The sequence below is a fragment of the Mesorhizobium huakuii genome (assembly GCF_014189455.1).
GTDB lineage: Bacteria > Pseudomonadota > Alphaproteobacteria > Rhizobiales > Rhizobiaceae > Mesorhizobium > Mesorhizobium huakuii_A.
Genome location: NZ_CP050296.1, coordinates 578,602 through 594,060 on the forward strand (window position 1 = coordinate 578,602; position 15,459 = coordinate 594,060).

Consider the following 15,459-nt stretch of genomic DNA (forward strand, 5'->3'; position numbering starts at 1 on the left):
CGCCAAGGCCAATTCCAGCATCCAGGGATACGCATAATGGTCGGTGCAGAGCCGGGTCGAGGTCAGCCGCTTGCGCTCAGGCATGCGCCACACCGTCGGCATCATTTTTCACGATGCGAAGTGAGTGCCGGCTCACGCCTCCCAGTAGGGCGGATCGCCAAAGGCATCGCGCAGCCATGCGGTGAGCGCGCGCAGTTTGGCGGATCCGCGCCTGTCCTCGGGACAGGCGATATAGAGGGTGGCCCCTTCAGGCTCGGCACCGACATCAACGACCGTCAATCGCTTGTCGGCGATCTCGGTCCGGATGAAGTAGGCGGGAAGCAGCGCCAGGCCGAGGCCGGCAAGTGCTGCGTCGCGCATCAAAATCCCATTGTTGACGCGCAGCGCGGCTTCCGGGCGGATCGTCACCAGCCGCCGCGAAATCTTGAACCGCCAGTCGGCGGCCCCCGGATGGAATAGATGATGCCCTTGTGGCGTTTCAGCTCGTCGGTGGTCGCAGGCAATCCGAAGCGCTCGATATAGTCCGGTGAAGCCACCAGGAAGCGACGGCTGGAAGCCAGCTTCCTGACAATGACTGGTCCGTCATCGACGACCGGTCCGTGACGCACAATGGCATCGTAGCCATCGGCCGCCACGTTGACGAAACGGTCGTCGACATCGAGCGTCAGTTCGATCCTCGGATGCCTGGCCAGGAAGCCATACAGCGCCGGGCCGAGGTGGAGGATGCCGAAACTTGTCGGCGCCGATATTCTGAGCGGTCCCGCGAGTTCGCCGCGATGTTCGGCGATTTCGGCGCTGGCATCGGCCACCTCCTGCATGATGCGCTTGGCGCGCTCGTAAAAACCGCGCCCCGCCGCGGTGATGGAGAGCTTGCGGGTGGTGCGGTCCAGCAGCCTTGCGCCAAGGCTGCGCTCAAGCTCCGACAGCCGCTCGCTGACGACGGACTTGGACAGGTTCATGCGCCTGGCCGCTTCGGTGATCGAACCGGATTCCGCGACGGCGACAAAGGCGGCGGCGGATTCAAGCTTCAGCATTGTTCGGTTTTCCCGAATTCACAATCAGGCGACCGGCGCCTGACGAAATCAAGGGCATGGTGCCATAGTCGAAAAGACCGCGATATGGCGGCGGCAGAATAAAAGCTCGGGGTAGTGCATCATGTTTCGTTCTTTGGTTATCGTGCTTGGTCTGTTGTCACTCGCCGCTCCGGCCTTTGCGCGCGTGACCCCGTTTCCGACCGGCTTCAAGACGCAGTCGATCGAGACCAACGGCACCAAGCTTTATGTGCGCGTCGGCGGACAGGGACCGGCTGTCGTGCTGCTGCACGGCTTCGCCGATACCGGCGACATGTGGGCGCGGGCCGCGGTAAAGCTGATGAAGGATCACACGGTGATCGTGCCGGACCTGCGCGGCATGGGCCTGTCGGCGCATCCGGACGGCGGCTACACCAAGAAGAACCAGGCGGCCGATATCGCCGGCGTGATGGATGCGCTGAAGATCGACAAGGCCGAGCTGGTGACGCACGACATCGGCAACATGGTCGGCTATGCGCTGGCAGCGCAATATCCCAAGCGCATCACGAAATGGGTTGTCATCGACGCACCGCTGCCGGGCATAGGCGACTGGGACAAGATCAAGCAGAGCCCGCTGCTCTGGCACTTCAATTTCCGCGCCCCGACATGGAGCGGCTGGTCGCGGGCCGCGAGCGAATCTACCTCGACCGCTTCTACAACGAACTGTCGGCCGACCCGAAGAAGATCGACGAGGCGACGCGCGTCCACTACGCAAAACTCTATGCCCGGCCGCATGCCATGCATGACGCCTTCGAACAGTTCAAGGCATTCGACCAGGACGCCATCGACAACCAGGCGATGCTTGCCACCGGCGGCAAACTGGCCATGCCGGTGCTGGCAGTCGGCGCGGAGAAATCGGCAGGCACGACACAGGCCGACACCTTGCGCTTCGTCGCGTCGAACGTGACCGGCGCCATCGTGCCCGCCTCCGGCCACTGGATCATGGAAGAAAACCCGGACGCCACGGTCAAGCTCATCACCGATTTCCTCGCCAAATAACCGCGCGAAGTGGCCGATATTATTCTGGCGGCCGCGAACTTGGTGAAAGAGGACGCCGCCGGATAAATCCGTCATCTATCGGCGGCGACCATCTCCAGGATCCAGGGGCACGCATAATAGTCGGCAATGCGGTCGATGACGCCGCCCTGCGCATGGATGCGCACCAGATAGGCCGGCCGCCATTCCTGGCCACGCAGCCTGTCGACGACCAGAACGTCCTGCCCATCGACCACGTCCGGCCGCATGCGCCAGGGCTCGCCGCGCTCATATTCGACGAAATAGGGCGAGTTGGAGAGCAGGCCATTGTAGCAGTCCGAAACCCGCAGCCGGGCATCGGCGCTGGTCAGCGCCCGCACCCCGTCCCAGTCCCTGGCATTGAAGAGTTCAACATAGCGGCCAAGCAGCCGCTCCAGTTCCGGGTCATGTGCGGGCGCCGCAACCGGTTGCGCCGGCAGAGCGGCGAGTTTGGCCCGGCCGCGATTGAGCGCCGATTTGACGCCGCCCGATGTCGAGCCGACCAGGTCGGCGATCTCGTCGAGCGAATGGTCGAAGACATCCTTGAGCAGCACGCAGGCGCGCTCCTTCGGTGGCAGGTGCACCACCAGCCGCTCGATGGCGCGGCCGGCGCCCGGGCCGGCAGGCTCGACGGGCAGCACGATCTCATCACCTGCATAGCCGGCTTCGGCCTTGAGCCGCGTGCGGCGGTTGCGGACGAAGTCGATGCAACGATTGTGAGCGATGCGGAACAGCCATGGCCGCAACGCCTGCGCATCGTCGAGCAGCGCGATCTTGCGATAGGCCTCGAACAACGCCTCCTGCATGATGTCCTCGCCGTCGAGAGCCGAGCCGGTCATGCGCGCGCAATAGCGGTGCAGACGGACGCGCAGATGCGAGACCGTCTCCAGGAACGCCCGGTAGCGCAGGTCGAACAGGCCTTCGGGGTCGAGGCTCGGCTCAATGCCTTGCCTCATTTCCCGGGATTTACGGATCTGCTGGTTCATCGCGGCACGTCGCTCGGCGTTGCCACAGCATCGCGCAAGCGCCGCGCATCCACAAGTCGGCCCATGGTCAGGCCGCTCTGTTGTCGGCGACTTTGTCACCGGCATCCAACAGCCCAAGCCTCGGCCGCACCCAGGCGGCGAAGCGGCCGATCGCATCGTCGGCTTCCGGCGCCCGGCCGGCCATCATCTGGAACGAGTGCAGCATGCCGTCGAAGACGTCGAGGCGCGTCTCGATGCCGGCCTGCCGCGCCCGCTCGGCGAACATGCGGCTTTCGTCGACCAGCGTCTCGTCGGCGCCGGCCTGCAGGAAGACGGGCGGAAAACCGCTCAAATCGGCATAGAGCGGGCTGACCTCCGGATCGAGCCGATCGTAGTCGCCAATGAAGTTGGTCACCAGCCAGTCGACGCCGCCCTTGGCGAAGAAAGGATCCTTCTCGCGGTTGGTTTCGTAGCTGGCAGCGGTCAGCGCCATGTCGAACCAGCCGGACATCATCAGCGTGGCGGCCGGCAGCGGCCGACCTTGCGCGCGCAGCCGCTGCAGGACGCCATAGGTCAGCACCGCGCCGCAGGAATCGCCCGCAAGCGCGATCGCTTTTGCGTCGAAGCCTTGGTCGATGAGCCAGTTCCAGGCTGCCATCGCCGCCTCGAGTTGGGCCGGATACTTGCCCTGGTTCGCCAGCGGATAGCCGTAGACCAAGGCCCGGCAGCCGACGGCCTTGGCCAGATGGCCGACCAGCTTGCGGTGGGTGTAGATCGAGCCGCCAAGGAAGCCGCCGCCATGCGCGTAAAACAGCACGCGCCCCTCGTCGGCGCCCTTCGGCACGATCCAAAGGGCCGGCACGCCGCCGGCATCCACTTCGATATAATCGACGCCACCGGGTTCGCCGGTCAGCGCCGTCCAACTGGCATCGTTGAACTCGACGAACGCCTGCGGGCTGGCCATTTTGCCGGCATTGGCGGCGATCGCCGCGTAATGGTTTCTGTTTGCCTCGCTCTCGATGCTCGCCATGATGGTCTCCCAGGGTTGTGGATCGCGGATTGCGACCTTCCAAGCCAGAGACGGATGGGCAGAGAAAAAGGATACGTCAGATCAGGATTTTCTCTCTCCTCACCCCGCCGGCGCGTAGCGGTTGACCACCATGCCGCAGGCATAGGCCTTCGAGCCGAGCAGCCGGAGATTTTGAAAACCGCCCTGGTCGAAGATGCGGCGTCCCGCGCCCAGCACGGCCGGATTGACGAACAGCTGGAACTCGTCGACCAGCCCGGCCGCGATCAGCGACGAGGCGAAGCCGGCACCGCCGAAGACGGCCATGTCGCCGCCCTCGCCCGCCTTCAGCGCCTCGACTTCGCCTGGCAGGTCGCCGCTCACCACGATCGTGCGCTCCCAGCGCGAGGTTTTCAGCCTGTCGCTCGGCACCACCTTTTTGGCCTCCACGATACGTTGGGCGAAGGCGTAGAATGGATCGCGGGGAAACTTCTTCGCCGCATTGCCCCAATGGGTGAGATACCCCTCCTCCGCCATCTTGCGGCTGAGCAGGATGGTATCGATGCCGGCGAAGACGGCGTTGAAATCCTGTTTCAGTTCCTCGTCCCAACTGATGTCGTCGCCCCATTGCCAGAGCTGCCAGCGATGGTCTTCGTTCGCTCCGACAAAACCGTCGACCGACATCTGCATCTGCAGGATCAGCTTTTTCATCGTCGTCTCCTCGTTTGTCAGGCTCATGGGAAATCGCTTTACTTTCGGAACCATTGACGTGTGGGAAAAATGATGTCAAGAGTAAAGTGATTTAAAAATGGAACCATAGACATGTCGACGCGTGACAGATCCGGCTGCCCGATCAATCTGTCGCTCGAACTGCTCGGCGACCGCTGGACGCTGCTCATCATCCGCGACCTGGTCTTCGCCGGGAAAAAGCATTTTCGCGAATTCCTTCAGTCCGATGAAGGCATCTCCTCGCGTACGCTGGCCGAGCGGCTGCAGACGCTGCAGGACGAAGGCATCCTCACCCGCAGCGGCGACCCGACCCACGGGCTGAAGGCGATCTACCGGCTGACGGAAGCCGGCATCGACCTTCTGCCGGTGCTGGCCGCGCTCGGCGCCTGGGGCAGCAAGCACCGCAAGGCCGATGATCATCTCGCCCGCATCGCCGACGAGTTGGCGGCCGGCGGCGAGCCGGCGCTGGAACGATTGAAGGCAGCGCTGCGGGCCGAGCATCTGGCAAAAACGTGATCGCCGAAGCTGTTGGAGGATGCCCCGAGGGGGGGTTGCCCAACTGCGCGACGGATCATCATCGATCATCATACGCATCGTGAAGGCGGACCCAATCGCCCAGCGTATGGGATGGGCCATTTTCATTGCGGCCGATGGGAGTGAGGTCAAGATAGCTATAGGTCCCGATCAGGTTCTCGCCGCCCCGGCCCCGCACCTGGAACGTGCAGTAAATCTTGCCATCGTCGTCCCTGTAGAAAACGGTCGTGCCACCGCGATCCCTGCCTGTCATCGCGACCTCTTCGAAATTGAACAACACCTTGCCCGAGCTGATCTGGTCCTCGGTGAACGATACCTGGAAGTCGAAATTGAAATCGGTTCCGAAGGACGAAACCCAATCGAACTGCCAATTCATCCGCGCCTTGAAATCCATGAGCTCAGCCAGCGGCGCGCGTGCACAGACGACAAGGGAGACGTCGTGATGCCTGAGATGCTGGTTGGCGGCGTCGATGTGGTCGCAAAGGAACGAACAGCCGGTGCAGCGATAGTCCGCATTGGGCGGAAACATGAAGTGATAGACGATCAACTGGCTGCGGCCCGCAAAGAGATCGGCCAGAGATTTCCGTCCCTGGATCGTATCGAAAACGTAGGGCTTGTCGATTCGCAGCCACGGCAGGGCGCGCCGGTCCGCCGCGAGTTGTTGACGTTGGCGCGTAAACGCCTTTTCTTTTGCGAGATGCGCTTTGTGCGCTTCAAACCACTCCGAGTAAGGCGCGATGATGTGGTCGGTCATGTAGTCCTCCTTCCGCACTCAGGCGTATGCTGACAGCCTCGTTGCCCGTCCCTAGGACGTTGTTGAAAACCGCGATCCGACATTGGCTGTGCAGTTTTCGCGGGAAGAGCGCAGGCGATACAGCCGAACGCGGACATACCGCTTGACAGCTGTACGTGTTATGTTCCCTATTCGTTCCAATCCATCAGCAACCGTGGATATGCAGCCGGATGGAAACGACAGCCACCATCCTGCATGCCGATCTCGACGCCTTCTATGCCTCGGTCGAGCAACTGCTCGACCCGTCGCTGCGCGGCAAACCGATCGCTGTCGGCGGCGGTGTGGTGCTCGCCGCCTCCTATGAAGCCCGTGCCTTCGGCGTGCGCGGCGGCATGCCGGGGCGCAAGGCGCGCGAGCTTTGCCCGCAACTGATCTTCGTCGGCGGCAATTTCAGCCATTACCAGCGGCTGGGCGACGCGGCGATCAAGGTGCTCGACGATTTCACGCCGGTGGTCGAGCGCATCTCCATCGACGAGGCCTTCGCCGACGTCGCCGGCTGCACGCATCTGTTCGGGCAACCGGCAGAGATCGCCACGGCGATCCGCCGCCGCGTGCGGGCCGAACTCGGCCTGCCGATCTCGATCGGCGTCGCCCGCACCAAGCATCTGGCCAAGATCGCCTCTCAGGTGGCCAAGCCCGACGGGCTGGTGGTGGTCGATCCCGGCACCGAGCTCGCCTTCCTGCATGATTTGCCGGTCTCGCTGATGTGGGGCGTCGGCCCGGCGACCAAGGCGCGGCTGGCCGAAATCGGCGTCGAGACCATCGGCCAGCTGGCGAGGACGCATAGTGGCGCACTGACGCGGCTGCTCGGGCCCGCCGCGGGTGAAAAGCTCGCCGCCCTCGCATGGAACCGCGACCCGAGGAAACTGGAGACCAGGCGCCGGGCGCACTCGGCCGGCGCCCAGTCGGCCCTTGGGCAGAAGCCCGCCGTGGCGCAGGTGATCGTGCCCACTTTGCTGCATCTGGCCGACCGCGTCGCCAGTCGCCTGCGCGCCAAGGCGCGGCCCGGCCGCACGGTGACGGTGCGCGTGCGCTTTGCCGATCTCAGCGCCGTCACGCGCTCGATCACGCTGGATCAGCCGATTTCGGCGACGACCATGCTGGCCGAAATCGCCGGCGACCTGGTGCGCGGCGTCCTCGCCGACCATCCCGGGGAAAAAACCATCTCGCTGCTCGCGATTTCGGTCTCGCATCTCGAGGAAAGTGTCGAGCTGCAGCTCGACCTGCCGCTCGGCCTCGCCGACGAGAAGCGCCGCCCGGGCAGCCAAAAAGGCCTCGCCCGCTTCGGCGCCGACCGCGCCATCGACAAGATCCGCGAGCGTTTTGGCAAACAGGCGGTCGGCTACGGCACGGTGGCGCTGGAAGCGGCGCGCTCCGTGCCCGACGAATTCAGGGAATTGGCAGAAAAGGAATTGTAAGAACTACCTGCCGGTGCGCCAGTAACGATGCACTTTGACACCGCTGGCGCTTTCCCCATGCCAAGGCTCGCAGGCGATACCGTCCTTGTCCGCATCATGCCGTCGGCCAATAGCCGGGTTGCCCCTTGCGCGCGGGGGCAAGCCCGACGGCGCGGGCGGCCGCACAGTTCGGGAATGCAGCAAAATGCCTGAGGGCGGAGAGTGGCGAGTCGATCTGGATGCCGACAAAACCATAAGCAATGTAGCCAGACAACAGGATGAACGGCGCAAAAAGAGCCACCCATTTCAGCCCGCCATGGCGACGAGGCGTATGCCAATGCAAGAATGGCCGAAGCATTCCCGGTACGCCCCCGGTTCCATTACCCCAGCGGAATCTATCTTGAGCCGGCTGTCGTGGCAATGAGATCAGGCCTGCTCCAGTTTCCCGACGAATTCAGGGAATTGGCGGAAAAGGAACTGTGAGCGCGGGAGGCATCAGCCCCCTCGCCCTACGGCTTCCCGATCAACGCCCGGAAGTGGCAGGCGCGGCGGTCACGGCGGACAGCATTTCGCGCTTCACCAGCACCGGCTTCTGATATGTCTTCTTCACGGCAAAGTCCCCCAGCCCAAGCGGCTGGCGGCAGTAACATCCGGCCAGCGCGGCTTGTCAGGAAAATGCGGACTCCGGCCTGGCGGCGGGCTTCTCGTCTTGAGGCTCGCCTGGCGATCATCGCGACAATCGAGGTCGCTGACGGGTGAGCCCGGCCCTCCCGCCGTGAAATGCTTGCCAAATCCCGCCATGCCGCCCATACAACGGCTCGGGTGGATCGCCTGTCGAGAGGTCCGCGCCCCCCTCTCTTGCCAGAGATACTGTCCGATGCCTACGACGCCGTACCCTTGGTCGAAGCCGTGACGGCCTCCTCCCCCGCCCCGTCCCTATCGCTTGCCACCCTTGGATGGTCGGAGTTTTTCGGCGACCAGCTTGAACCGAGCGAGGCACACCTCATCCCGACGCGCATTGCCATGGTGCATCGTGATCGCCTGAGCGGCCTGTCCCAGACGGGACAAACCGACCTGTCTCTGGCGCCGCAGGCCACCACCGGCGACTATGCCGTCGGCGACTGGGTGCTGGTCGAGCCGCATGATCAGCTTGTGAAGCGTCGCCTGACCCGCAAGACGGTGCTGGAGCGCCGCACCCAGGGTGGCCGGGTGCCACAGCTGGCCGCGGCCAATGTCGACACGCTGTTCATCGTCACCTCCTGCAATGCCGATTTCAACATCGCCCGGCTCGAGCGCTATCTGGCACTGGCCAACGAGGCCGGAACGACACCGGTGATCCTGTTGACCAAGGCCGACACGGCTGAAGATGCCGAGGCGTACCAACGCCAAGCCGCCGCGCTGCAGCGCGGATTGGCCGTTGTAACGCTTAACCCGCGCACGTCGGATGCCGCGACCGCCCTCGCCGCCTGGTGCGGCACCGGGCAGACGGTGGCGCTGATCGGGTCCTCCGGCGTCGGCAAATCGACACTGGTCAACACGCTGGCCGGATCGGCGCAGCAATCGCCGCAGCAGACCGGAGCCATTCGCGAACACGACGCCAAGGGACGCCACACCACCACGGCACGCTCGCTGCATGCCATTGCCGGCGGCGGCTGGGTGATCGACACGCCGGGCATGCGCACGCTGCAGGTCAGCGATGTCGGCTACGGCATCGACACGCTGTTTGCCGAGATCACCGAACTGGCACCGCTGTGCAAATTCCGCGACTGCACCCATGTGCACGAACCGGGCTGCGCGGTGCAGGCTGCCATCAAGGCCGGCACGCTCGATCCGGAGCGCCTTGCCCGCTGGCGCAAACTGTCCGACGAAAACCAGCACAACACGCCGGTGCAGACAGGACCTCGCGGCGCCACGTCCCCCGCCGGCCGCGGCAAGCGGCGCTGAACCACCGCCCTACTCCCCTACTCCCTACTCCCCTACTCCCCTAGCCTCAAAGCCGCGCCGTGCCGAAAATCCTATCCCACAGCAGCGACGTCACGCCGAAATTGGCGTTGTCGTCGATATGGTGATGCACCGCGTGGCGGCGCTTGAGCGTGTAGAGATAGCTGGGATGAGCGGGATGCCAGTGGTGGATCATGTGGTGGACGCTGACATACCAGAGATAGCCCAGCATCAGGCCGCAACTGACCGCGCTGGCGGTCGCGAAACCGGAAACCATCCAGACGGGCAATGCGATCAGCGCATGCACACCGAGGCTGAGCCAGGTCGGCGTACCGACCGGACTGCGCTCCTCGACATGGTGACGGTCGTGCAGATCCCTGATGTAGGGCACGTGATGCAGGACGAAGCGGTGCAGGACGTATTCGATCAGCGTCCACAGGCCGAGGCAGATCAGCACCGTGCCGATCCATTCCGGCGCGCTCTCTTCCCCGGCCTCGATCAACCCGGCCACCCCCAAGAGGGCGATTGCCAGCGGATAGACCACGAAGTCGCTGTAGTAGCCGATCAGACTGAGTTGCATTCCGGACGCCCCACCTGATTCTCGACGCCGCCCAAAAAACGATGCTATCAGATTGCCGGACTCGCGGGGGAGGTGCAATGCAGATGCATCTGAAATAGCGTCGCAATTTCCCGGTGCAAGATCGCATCCATGATCCACCCAGAATCAGCCGATCTCGCACCAGCGCCGCAAACGGGCATGCAAAAATGGCAAAACGCAGTGCGGGCCTGCTGATTTATCGTCGAAACGATGGGGATATCCAGGTGCTTCTGGTTCATCCCGGCGGCCCGTTCTGGGCGAAGAAGGACGATGGCGCCTGGTCGATCCCGAAAGGCCTCGTCGACGAGGGCGAGGACGAACTGGCGGCCGCGCAGCGCGAGACAGGGGAAGAGCTCGGCATCACAATCGACGGCCCCTTCGCGCGCCTCGGCGACTACAAGCAACCGGGCGGCAAGATCGTCATCGCCTGGTCCGTCGAGGCCCAGGCCGAGATCGATGTGACCGCTCTCAAGAGCAACAGTTTCACGATGGAATGGCCGCCGCGCTCCGGGTCGATGAAGGAATTTCCGGAGGTCGACAGAGCCGGCTGGTTCAGCCTGCCCGAGGCCGAGATCAAGATCCTTGTCGGGCAGCGCCCGATGCTGGCTGACTTGGCGAGGCAACTGGATGCCGGGTGATTGCCGGTGCCAGCTTCCTTCCATCGATCATCGCCTGGATCAAGGCCGCCGCTTCTATCGAAAGACCAGGCCCGATCGGCCGGGCCTCGGTTGCCTGGTCCGTTCGATGGCGACGAGAAGCGCGCCGGCTGCCATCAACGGCAAATGCGCATCGGCAAGGCAGAGCGGCAAAAGCATCAGCGCCCAGCAGGTCGCCACGCACCAGCAGGCCAGGGTGAGACCGAACAGCAGCGGATCGGCGAACGCCGCCGCGCCGAAGATCGACAGCCGCGGACGCAAGTGACATCGGGCAAGGCAGCGTGCCCGTGCCGGACTGACCTGCCAGGCCAGGCCTGCCGCGGCAGCCACCAGCCCGGCGCCCAGTTCCGAGCCCGTCGAGCCGTGCAAGAGGTAGGCCGTCAAGACCAGGATCACACAGGCGATCGTCCAGATCGACAGATAGCCGGCGATGAAGAGCAGGATCGCTCGCCAGCGATGCCGTGACAGGGAGCGATACCACAAATGAAGAAGGGGGCCGGCGAGCGCCGGCGCCATCATCGCGATCACCATCAGTACCGACCCGCCGGCGAGCGCCGGCCAACCGACTGTTTGTATCGCGAAGTCGAGAGCGAACACGCCTTGAGGAATTGTGGCGTTGGGCGGCCCGCCGCACAGCAGCGGCAGCGCGACATGAAGCCGGTCGCCCCCAACAATCAGCAGCCAGGCACACAGGCTGACGCTCCAGAGCAGAAGCCCGAGCGGGCCGAAACCCCGTGCCTGTAGCCATTGTCTCAGCATCAGCTCGACTGACGATAGATGCTCACGCGCTTGATCGAGACCCCTCCCGCTCCGACGGAACTCACCGGCACGAACAGCACGGACAGATTGCTGAGGTCGGCATTGCCGGACAGATGCAGCCGGTCGATTGTATCGGTGATCTCCAGCACTTTCGTCATTCCCGAGCCGCCATGCGGTTTGGCCATGTTCGTCGCGGCGCGCGCTCCAAACAGCGACACCACCCCTGCCCGGTTATCAGGATGCGCCGCCGGGTCGGCGCCTTCGGGCAGCCCGACATAGACGTCGAACACGGCGGCGTTGTTGTCGCTGGTGATATTCTCCAGGTTGAGAAACACGCGGTCGGGTTCAGGGACGGACCGCGCCGCGAACTCATTCAGCTTGAAGCTGTTGGTGACTTTGCGGGCGGTCGGCTTGTCGACCTTGATTGTCGTTGACGTGGGCGCGTTGGAGAGCGTGACGGCCTTGGCGTTGGCGCCAAGCAATTCGACGATGGGCTTTTTCGCCACGGAACTGACCTCCGGACCTGCAACGCCTTGGGCGCCTGGTATCATCGCACTCAACGTTCTCAGCCTGAGGCCGAGGCGCTGTTGCCCGGCAAAGGGATCGCTGGTGTCTTCATAGACATAATTGAGCCCTGGTGCGGTTGTGTCGAGCATATCTTTCGGCGCAAATCGTTTGCGCGTTCCATCGGGCTGCGGAAGAATGAATTTGTGCCGCCCGGCCGGGCCGTTGAGCCATGAGGAGAGGGTCGGGTTCTTGTGACGTGCGTCACGTTTGCGCCAAACCTCCCACAGCCGGTCGATATTGGCATGGTGCAGCCAGAAGATGGGATCGAGCCCTGCCGTCTCCGGCATCGACATGAGGCCCGCGAAACGCCAGTCGTTTGGATCTTGACCGGCCTGGCTTCCGCCCACTCGCCCATGCACCACATCATGCGGCACCTGCTCGAGCCAGCCTTCATGATCGCGATCGGCGTCATGCTGGAACGGCGTGCGCACACCGCCAAAGCCGGGTGAACCGTTGGTGACGCCTTCGAATTGCCCATCGGTCAGCGCGGTCTTGGTATCGACGTCCTGTGGCCGGATGACCGCCACGCCGTCACCGCGCCATAGCGTCGTTTGTCAAACAGCGGATTGTCCCCGCCATCGGGCCAGACGTTCTTTGCGAAGGCTTCAGGAAGAGCGCGGGGATTGGCGACGGCCTTGCTGTTGTAATCCCAGTAAGGCAGCGCCCAGTCCGCCGGCGCACCGGGCAATTTCTCGATGGCGGCGCGGACAATGGCTTCAAACGCCGCGAGATAGCCGCGGTGCCAGGGGACGAAATACCAGCCATGGTGCTGACACTGGCCTTGATCCTGGTTCTTGAATTCAGGCGTCTGCGGCAAATGCTCGGCAGGTTTGAGCCAGCCGAACTCGCGCCAGATCTGTTCTTCGATACCGTGGATTGCAGCAAGGTATCGCCAACTGGTGACATCCGGGAACGGCCGCGCCTTAAGGGCCTGCACGCCACGAGCATACCACAGCAAAACAGGATCCCAGGGCTGCGCAAGACTCCAGACGTTTCGCCGAACTCGAGCCATCGTCTCCCCCTTTGTTTAGCAATGGAGAGTATATGGCAAAACGCGATCCGAATCCATTTGAATCCAACTTCCCCGCGACAGTAATTCCGGCGGGGTTTCTTCACCGAAGGGCCTGCTGAATGGACCTGTCCCGATTCCATCGGGATGGAAAGGCCCTAGTGTCAGTTGACCGTAAACCTTGCCGCCGTCCACGCCCCGCCCGCCGCGTTCGACTCCACCGCTGCCGCGACAAACTTCACACCCCGCGCGCCGTCGACCACATCCGGCACCTGCGCGGCCCTTGCTGCATCCACCACCCCACCGGACCGATGCGCCCGAATAATATCCGCGGCGTCGCGGTAGAAATTGGCGAAGGCCTCGATATAGCCTTCCGGATGTGCCGCCGGCATACGCGACACGCGCCGGCTTTCTGCCGTCGAGCCATGGCCGCCGCGCATCAGCGTACGGGTTTCCTCGCCATATCGGGAAAAGCGCAACTCCTCCGGCCGCCCGCCCGACCATTCGAGGCCGGCCTTGTCGCCATAGATTCGCACGGACAGATCATTATAGTGGCCGGGCGAGGTCTGGCTGGCCAGGATCGTGCCGCGCGCTCCGTCAGTCCAGCGCACCATCACATGCGCATTGTCGTCGAGCCGGCGCCCAGGCACGGCGGTGAACAGGTCGGCCGACACCGCCTCGGCCTCGCGGCCGGAAATATAGCTTGCCAGGTTGAAGGCATGCACGCCGATATCGGCCAGCACCGCAGACTGCCCTGCCCGCGCCGGATCGGTGCGCCACTCCGCCTGCTTCTGGCCATCGGCGTCGATCGGTTTGGTCAGCCAGTCCTGGATATAGGCGCCATGCACGGACACGATCCGGCCAAGCTCGCCCGCCGCCACCATCTCGCGCGCCTGGCGGACCATGGCGTAGCCGGTGTTGTTGAGGGTCACGACGAAGCGGCGTTTTTTAGCTCGCGCCAGCGCCACGAGCGCCTCGGCGTCGCTGAGCGTGGTCGACAGCGGCTTGTCGCAGATCACGTCGATGCCCGCCTCGAGGAAGGCGGTGGCGATCGGTGCGTGCAGATGGTTGGGCGTGACGATGACGACTGCCTCGATGCCATCCCGCCGCGCGGCTTCGGCCTTTGCCATGGCGTGGTAATCGGCATAGCTGCGTTCCGGCGCGATGCCGATCTCGGCGGCCGAGGCGGCGGCATTCTCCGGATCGGACGACAGCGCGCCGGCGACCAGCGCGATCTGGTCGTCGAGGCGCATGGCGAGGCGGTGCACGGCACCGATGAAGGCATTGCGGCCGCCGCCGACCATGCCGACCCTCAGGCGCTTGCCCGCCGAGCCGTCCGATGTTGCATAGACCATGTTTTCTCCTCCGACCGGATCATTGGCGACGCACCAAGCCTCACGTTCGGCTACCACTTTCGAACACAATTTCCAATTTCCATATTGTAATACGATCGTGCCGCGCTAGCCTGAGATCATGAGTGGGGCGGGCAAATCACCGGGACGATCTCTCAGCGACGAGGCGGCGACGCGCAAACGCGGGCGCTCTCTTGCCGCGTTGGGCTATATCCAGCCGCAGACCTATGAGGAACTGCGCGCCGTGCTCTCCTCCGGCACCGTGCATTTCCCCAAGCGGCTGCGCCAGGTGGCGATCTTCATGTGGCAGCATCCGAGCGATGTCGCGCTCGGCACCATCGCACAGGTGGCCGCGCAGGCCGGCGTGCAGCCTTCGACGCTGGTGCGCTTTGCGCAGATCTTCGGCTATTCCGGCTTTTCCGATTTCCAGGGCCTGTTCAAGGAGCACGTCAAGGGTTCGTGGCCCGAAGCGCGCGGCGAGCCGCGCACCGAAGCGGAACCGAATGCCGCCATGCATTTCCTGCACGGCATGGTCGGCGCCTCGCAGGCCTCGCTCGGCCGCATCGAGGCCGGATTCGACGTCGAGCGTTTCGAGAAGATGGTGGCGCTGCTGGCGACCGCCGACCTGATCTATGTCATCGGCTCCAAGCGCGCCTTTCCGGTCACCGCCTATCTGTCGCTGACGCTGTCGCAGCAAGGCGTGCGCAATGTGCTGGTCGACAATGTCGGCTCGTCGGCGCTGGACCAGGTCGGCTGCATTGGCGCGCGCGACGCGGTGCTGGCCGTCTCCTTCAGTCCCTACAATTCGATCACGCCCGACCTGGTCGCCGTGGCGCATGAGCGCAAGGCCCGCATCGTCACCATCACCGACAGCACCTTCAGCCCGCTCATCCCTTTGTCGGACAGCTGGCTGGAAGTGGTGGAATCCGACTTTGCCGGATTCCGCTCGCTGGCGGCGTCGCTGGCGGTCGGCATGGCGCTGGTCCAAGGCGTCGCGGCACGGCGTGGCACATGAGGTGATGCTGGCACAATTGACTATCGGGAATTGTCGTTCCATATTTTGAAAAAT

Annotated in this window: 16 protein-coding genes and 2 pseudogenes; 6 read left to right on the plus strand and 12 right to left on the minus strand. The window is 63.9% G+C overall.

What is annotated here, in order from left to right; all coding sequences use genetic code 11:
- Positions 1-132: 132 nt before the first annotated feature.
- A pseudogene (locus tag HB778_RS02875) lies at positions 133-1,034 on the minus strand (LysR family transcriptional regulator).
- 121 nt (positions 1,035-1,155) lie between these two features.
- On the opposite strand from HB778_RS02875, the pseudogene HB778_RS02880 reads away from it, so the two are divergent.
- Positions 1,156-2,069: pseudogene (locus HB778_RS02880) on the plus strand (alpha/beta fold hydrolase).
- Between the two features lie 71 nt (positions 2,070-2,140).
- Here the strand turns inward: HB778_RS02880 and HB778_RS02885 are convergent.
- The 3 genes from HB778_RS02885 to HB778_RS02895 all read right to left on the minus strand — a co-directional run bounded on the left by HB778_RS02885 (position 2,141) and on the right by HB778_RS02895 (position 4,766).
- The gene (locus HB778_RS02885; RefSeq protein WP_183461319.1) at positions 2,141-3,070 is read right to left on the minus strand and encodes a sigma-70 family RNA polymerase sigma factor; all 930 of its coding nucleotides are present in this window, start codon (positions 3,068-3,070) and stop codon (positions 2,141-2,143) included.
- A gap of 67 nt (positions 3,071-3,137) precedes the next feature.
- Positions 3,138-4,079, minus strand: coding sequence for an alpha/beta hydrolase (locus HB778_RS02890; protein ID WP_183461322.1), 942 nt, complete (start codon positions 4,077-4,079; stop codon positions 3,138-3,140).
- Positions 4,080-4,178: 99 nt separating this feature from the next.
- Complete coding sequence (locus HB778_RS02895; RefSeq protein WP_183461324.1) at positions 4,179-4,766, minus strand: dihydrofolate reductase family protein; 588 nt, start codon at positions 4,764-4,766, stop codon at positions 4,179-4,181.
- Between the two features lie 111 nt (positions 4,767-4,877).
- On the opposite strand from HB778_RS02895, the gene HB778_RS02900 reads away from it, so the two are divergent.
- On the plus strand, positions 4,878-5,300 hold the full coding sequence (locus HB778_RS02900) for a winged helix-turn-helix transcriptional regulator (RefSeq protein ID WP_183461326.1): 423 nt from the start codon (positions 4,878-4,880) through the stop codon (positions 5,298-5,300).
- A gap of 58 nt (positions 5,301-5,358) precedes the next feature.
- On the opposite strand, the gene HB778_RS02905 is transcribed toward HB778_RS02900, so the two are convergent.
- Entirely contained in the window at positions 5,359-6,072 is a 714-nt protein-coding gene (locus HB778_RS02905; RefSeq protein ID WP_183461327.1) for a DUF899 domain-containing protein, read from the minus strand.
- Between the two features lie 209 nt (positions 6,073-6,281).
- Between HB778_RS02905 and dinB the strand changes: the two genes are divergently transcribed.
- Positions 6,282-7,529 carry a DNA polymerase IV gene (gene dinB / locus HB778_RS02910; protein ID WP_183461337.1) on the plus strand — a complete coding sequence of 416 codons (1,248 nt, stop codon included), beginning with the start codon at positions 6,282-6,284 and terminating at the stop codon, positions 7,527-7,529.
- A 3-nt stretch (positions 7,530-7,532) separates the two neighbouring features.
- Here dinB and HB778_RS41165 read toward each other — a convergent pair whose 3' ends face one another.
- Together HB778_RS41165 and HB778_RS41170 are read right to left on the minus strand one after the other, a co-directional pair.
- On the minus strand, positions 7,533-7,694 hold the full coding sequence (locus HB778_RS41165; RefSeq protein ID WP_244661954.1) for an excalibur calcium-binding domain-containing protein: 162 nt from the start codon (positions 7,692-7,694) through the stop codon (positions 7,533-7,535).
- A complete protein-coding gene (locus HB778_RS41170) occupies positions 7,624-7,809 on the minus strand; it encodes an excalibur calcium-binding domain-containing protein (RefSeq protein ID WP_244662032.1) in 186 nt (61 codons plus the stop codon). The genes HB778_RS41165 and HB778_RS41170 overlap by 71 nt, the downstream gene beginning before the upstream one ends.
- A 566-nt stretch (positions 7,810-8,375) precedes the next feature.
- Between HB778_RS41170 and rsgA the strand changes: the two genes are divergently transcribed.
- Positions 8,376-9,452 carry a ribosome small subunit-dependent GTPase A gene (rsgA, locus tag HB778_RS02920; RefSeq protein WP_432421256.1) on the plus strand — a complete coding sequence of 359 codons (1,077 nt, stop codon included), beginning with the start codon at positions 8,376-8,378 and terminating at the stop codon, positions 9,450-9,452.
- A 46-nt stretch (positions 9,453-9,498) separates the two neighbouring features.
- On the opposite strand, the gene HB778_RS02925 is transcribed toward rsgA, so the two are convergent.
- Positions 9,499-10,029 (minus strand): sterol desaturase family protein, encoded by a 531-nt coding sequence (locus HB778_RS02925; RefSeq protein WP_183461339.1) that lies wholly within the window; start codon positions 10,027-10,029, stop codon positions 9,499-9,501.
- 185 nt (positions 10,030-10,214) lie between these two features.
- Here HB778_RS02925 and HB778_RS02930 point away from each other — a divergent pair, with 185 nt between their 5' ends.
- Positions 10,215-10,685: an NUDIX domain-containing protein gene (locus tag HB778_RS02930; protein ID WP_183461341.1), complete on the plus strand. Its 471-nt coding sequence runs from the start codon at positions 10,215-10,217 to the stop codon at positions 10,683-10,685.
- Positions 10,686-10,739: 54 nt separating this feature from the next.
- Here HB778_RS02930 and HB778_RS02935 read toward each other — a convergent pair whose 3' ends face one another.
- From HB778_RS02935 to HB778_RS02950, 4 genes are all read right to left on the minus strand, one after another.
- Positions 10,740-11,462, minus strand: coding sequence for a DUF2182 domain-containing protein (locus HB778_RS02935; RefSeq protein ID WP_183461343.1), 723 nt, complete (start codon positions 11,460-11,462; stop codon positions 10,740-10,742).
- On the minus strand, positions 11,462-12,556 hold the full coding sequence (locus tag HB778_RS02940; protein ID WP_183461344.1) for a tyrosinase family protein: 1,095 nt from the start codon (positions 12,554-12,556) through the stop codon (positions 11,462-11,464). The genes HB778_RS02935 and HB778_RS02940 overlap by 1 nt, the downstream gene beginning before the upstream one ends.
- The gene (locus tag HB778_RS02945; protein WP_183461346.1) at positions 12,511-12,987 is read right to left on the minus strand and encodes a tyrosinase family protein; all 477 of its coding nucleotides are present in this window, start codon (positions 12,985-12,987) and stop codon (positions 12,511-12,513) included. Before HB778_RS02945 ends, HB778_RS02940 begins: the two co-directional genes overlap by 46 nt.
- 215 nt (positions 12,988-13,202) lie before the next feature.
- Positions 13,203-14,393, minus strand: a complete 1,191-nt coding sequence (locus tag HB778_RS02950; protein ID WP_183461348.1) for a Gfo/Idh/MocA family protein — start codon at positions 14,391-14,393, stop codon at positions 13,203-13,205.
- Between the two features lie 118 nt (positions 14,394-14,511).
- Here HB778_RS02950 and HB778_RS02955 point away from each other — a divergent pair, with 118 nt between their 5' ends.
- Positions 14,512-15,405: a MurR/RpiR family transcriptional regulator gene (locus tag HB778_RS02955; RefSeq protein ID WP_183461350.1), complete on the plus strand. Its 894-nt coding sequence runs from the start codon at positions 14,512-14,514 to the stop codon at positions 15,403-15,405.
- The last annotated feature ends 54 nt before the right edge of the window (positions 15,406-15,459 follow it).

Bases quoted from the DNA above. Each gene is read 5' to 3' on its own strand.
- dinB (WP_183461337.1), top strand. From the start codon at position 6,282: ATGGAAACGACAGCCACCATCCTGCATGCCGATCTCGACGCCTTCTAT.
- HB778_RS02955 (WP_183461350.1), top strand. From the start codon at position 14,512: ATGAGTGGGGCGGGCAAATCACCGGGACGATCTCTCAGCGACGAGGCG.
- HB778_RS02885 (WP_183461319.1), bottom strand. From the start codon at position 3,070: ATGAACCAGCAGATCCGTAAATCCCGGGAAATGAGGCAAGGCATTGAG.
- HB778_RS02935 (WP_183461343.1), bottom strand. From the start codon at position 11,462: ATGCTGAGACAATGGCTACAGGCACGGGGTTTCGGCCCGCTCGGGCTT.
- HB778_RS02950 (WP_183461348.1), bottom strand. From the start codon at position 14,393: ATGGTCTATGCAACATCGGACGGCTCGGCGGGCAAGCGCCTGAGGGTC.
- HB778_RS02930 (WP_183461341.1), top strand. From the start codon at position 10,215: ATGGCAAAACGCAGTGCGGGCCTGCTGATTTATCGTCGAAACGATGGG.
- HB778_RS02925 (WP_183461339.1), bottom strand. From the start codon at position 10,029: ATGCAACTCAGTCTGATCGGCTACTACAGCGACTTCGTGGTCTATCCG.
- HB778_RS02900 (WP_183461326.1), top strand. From the start codon at position 4,878: ATGTCGACGCGTGACAGATCCGGCTGCCCGATCAATCTGTCGCTCGAA.
- HB778_RS02895 (WP_183461324.1), bottom strand. From the start codon at position 4,766: ATGAAAAAGCTGATCCTGCAGATGCAGATGTCGGTCGACGGTTTTGTC.
- HB778_RS02905 (WP_183461327.1), bottom strand. From the start codon at position 6,072: ATGACCGACCACATCATCGCGCCTTACTCGGAGTGGTTTGAAGCGCAC.
- HB778_RS02890 (WP_183461322.1), bottom strand. From the start codon at position 4,079: ATGGCGAGCATCGAGAGCGAGGCAAACAGAAACCATTACGCGGCGATC.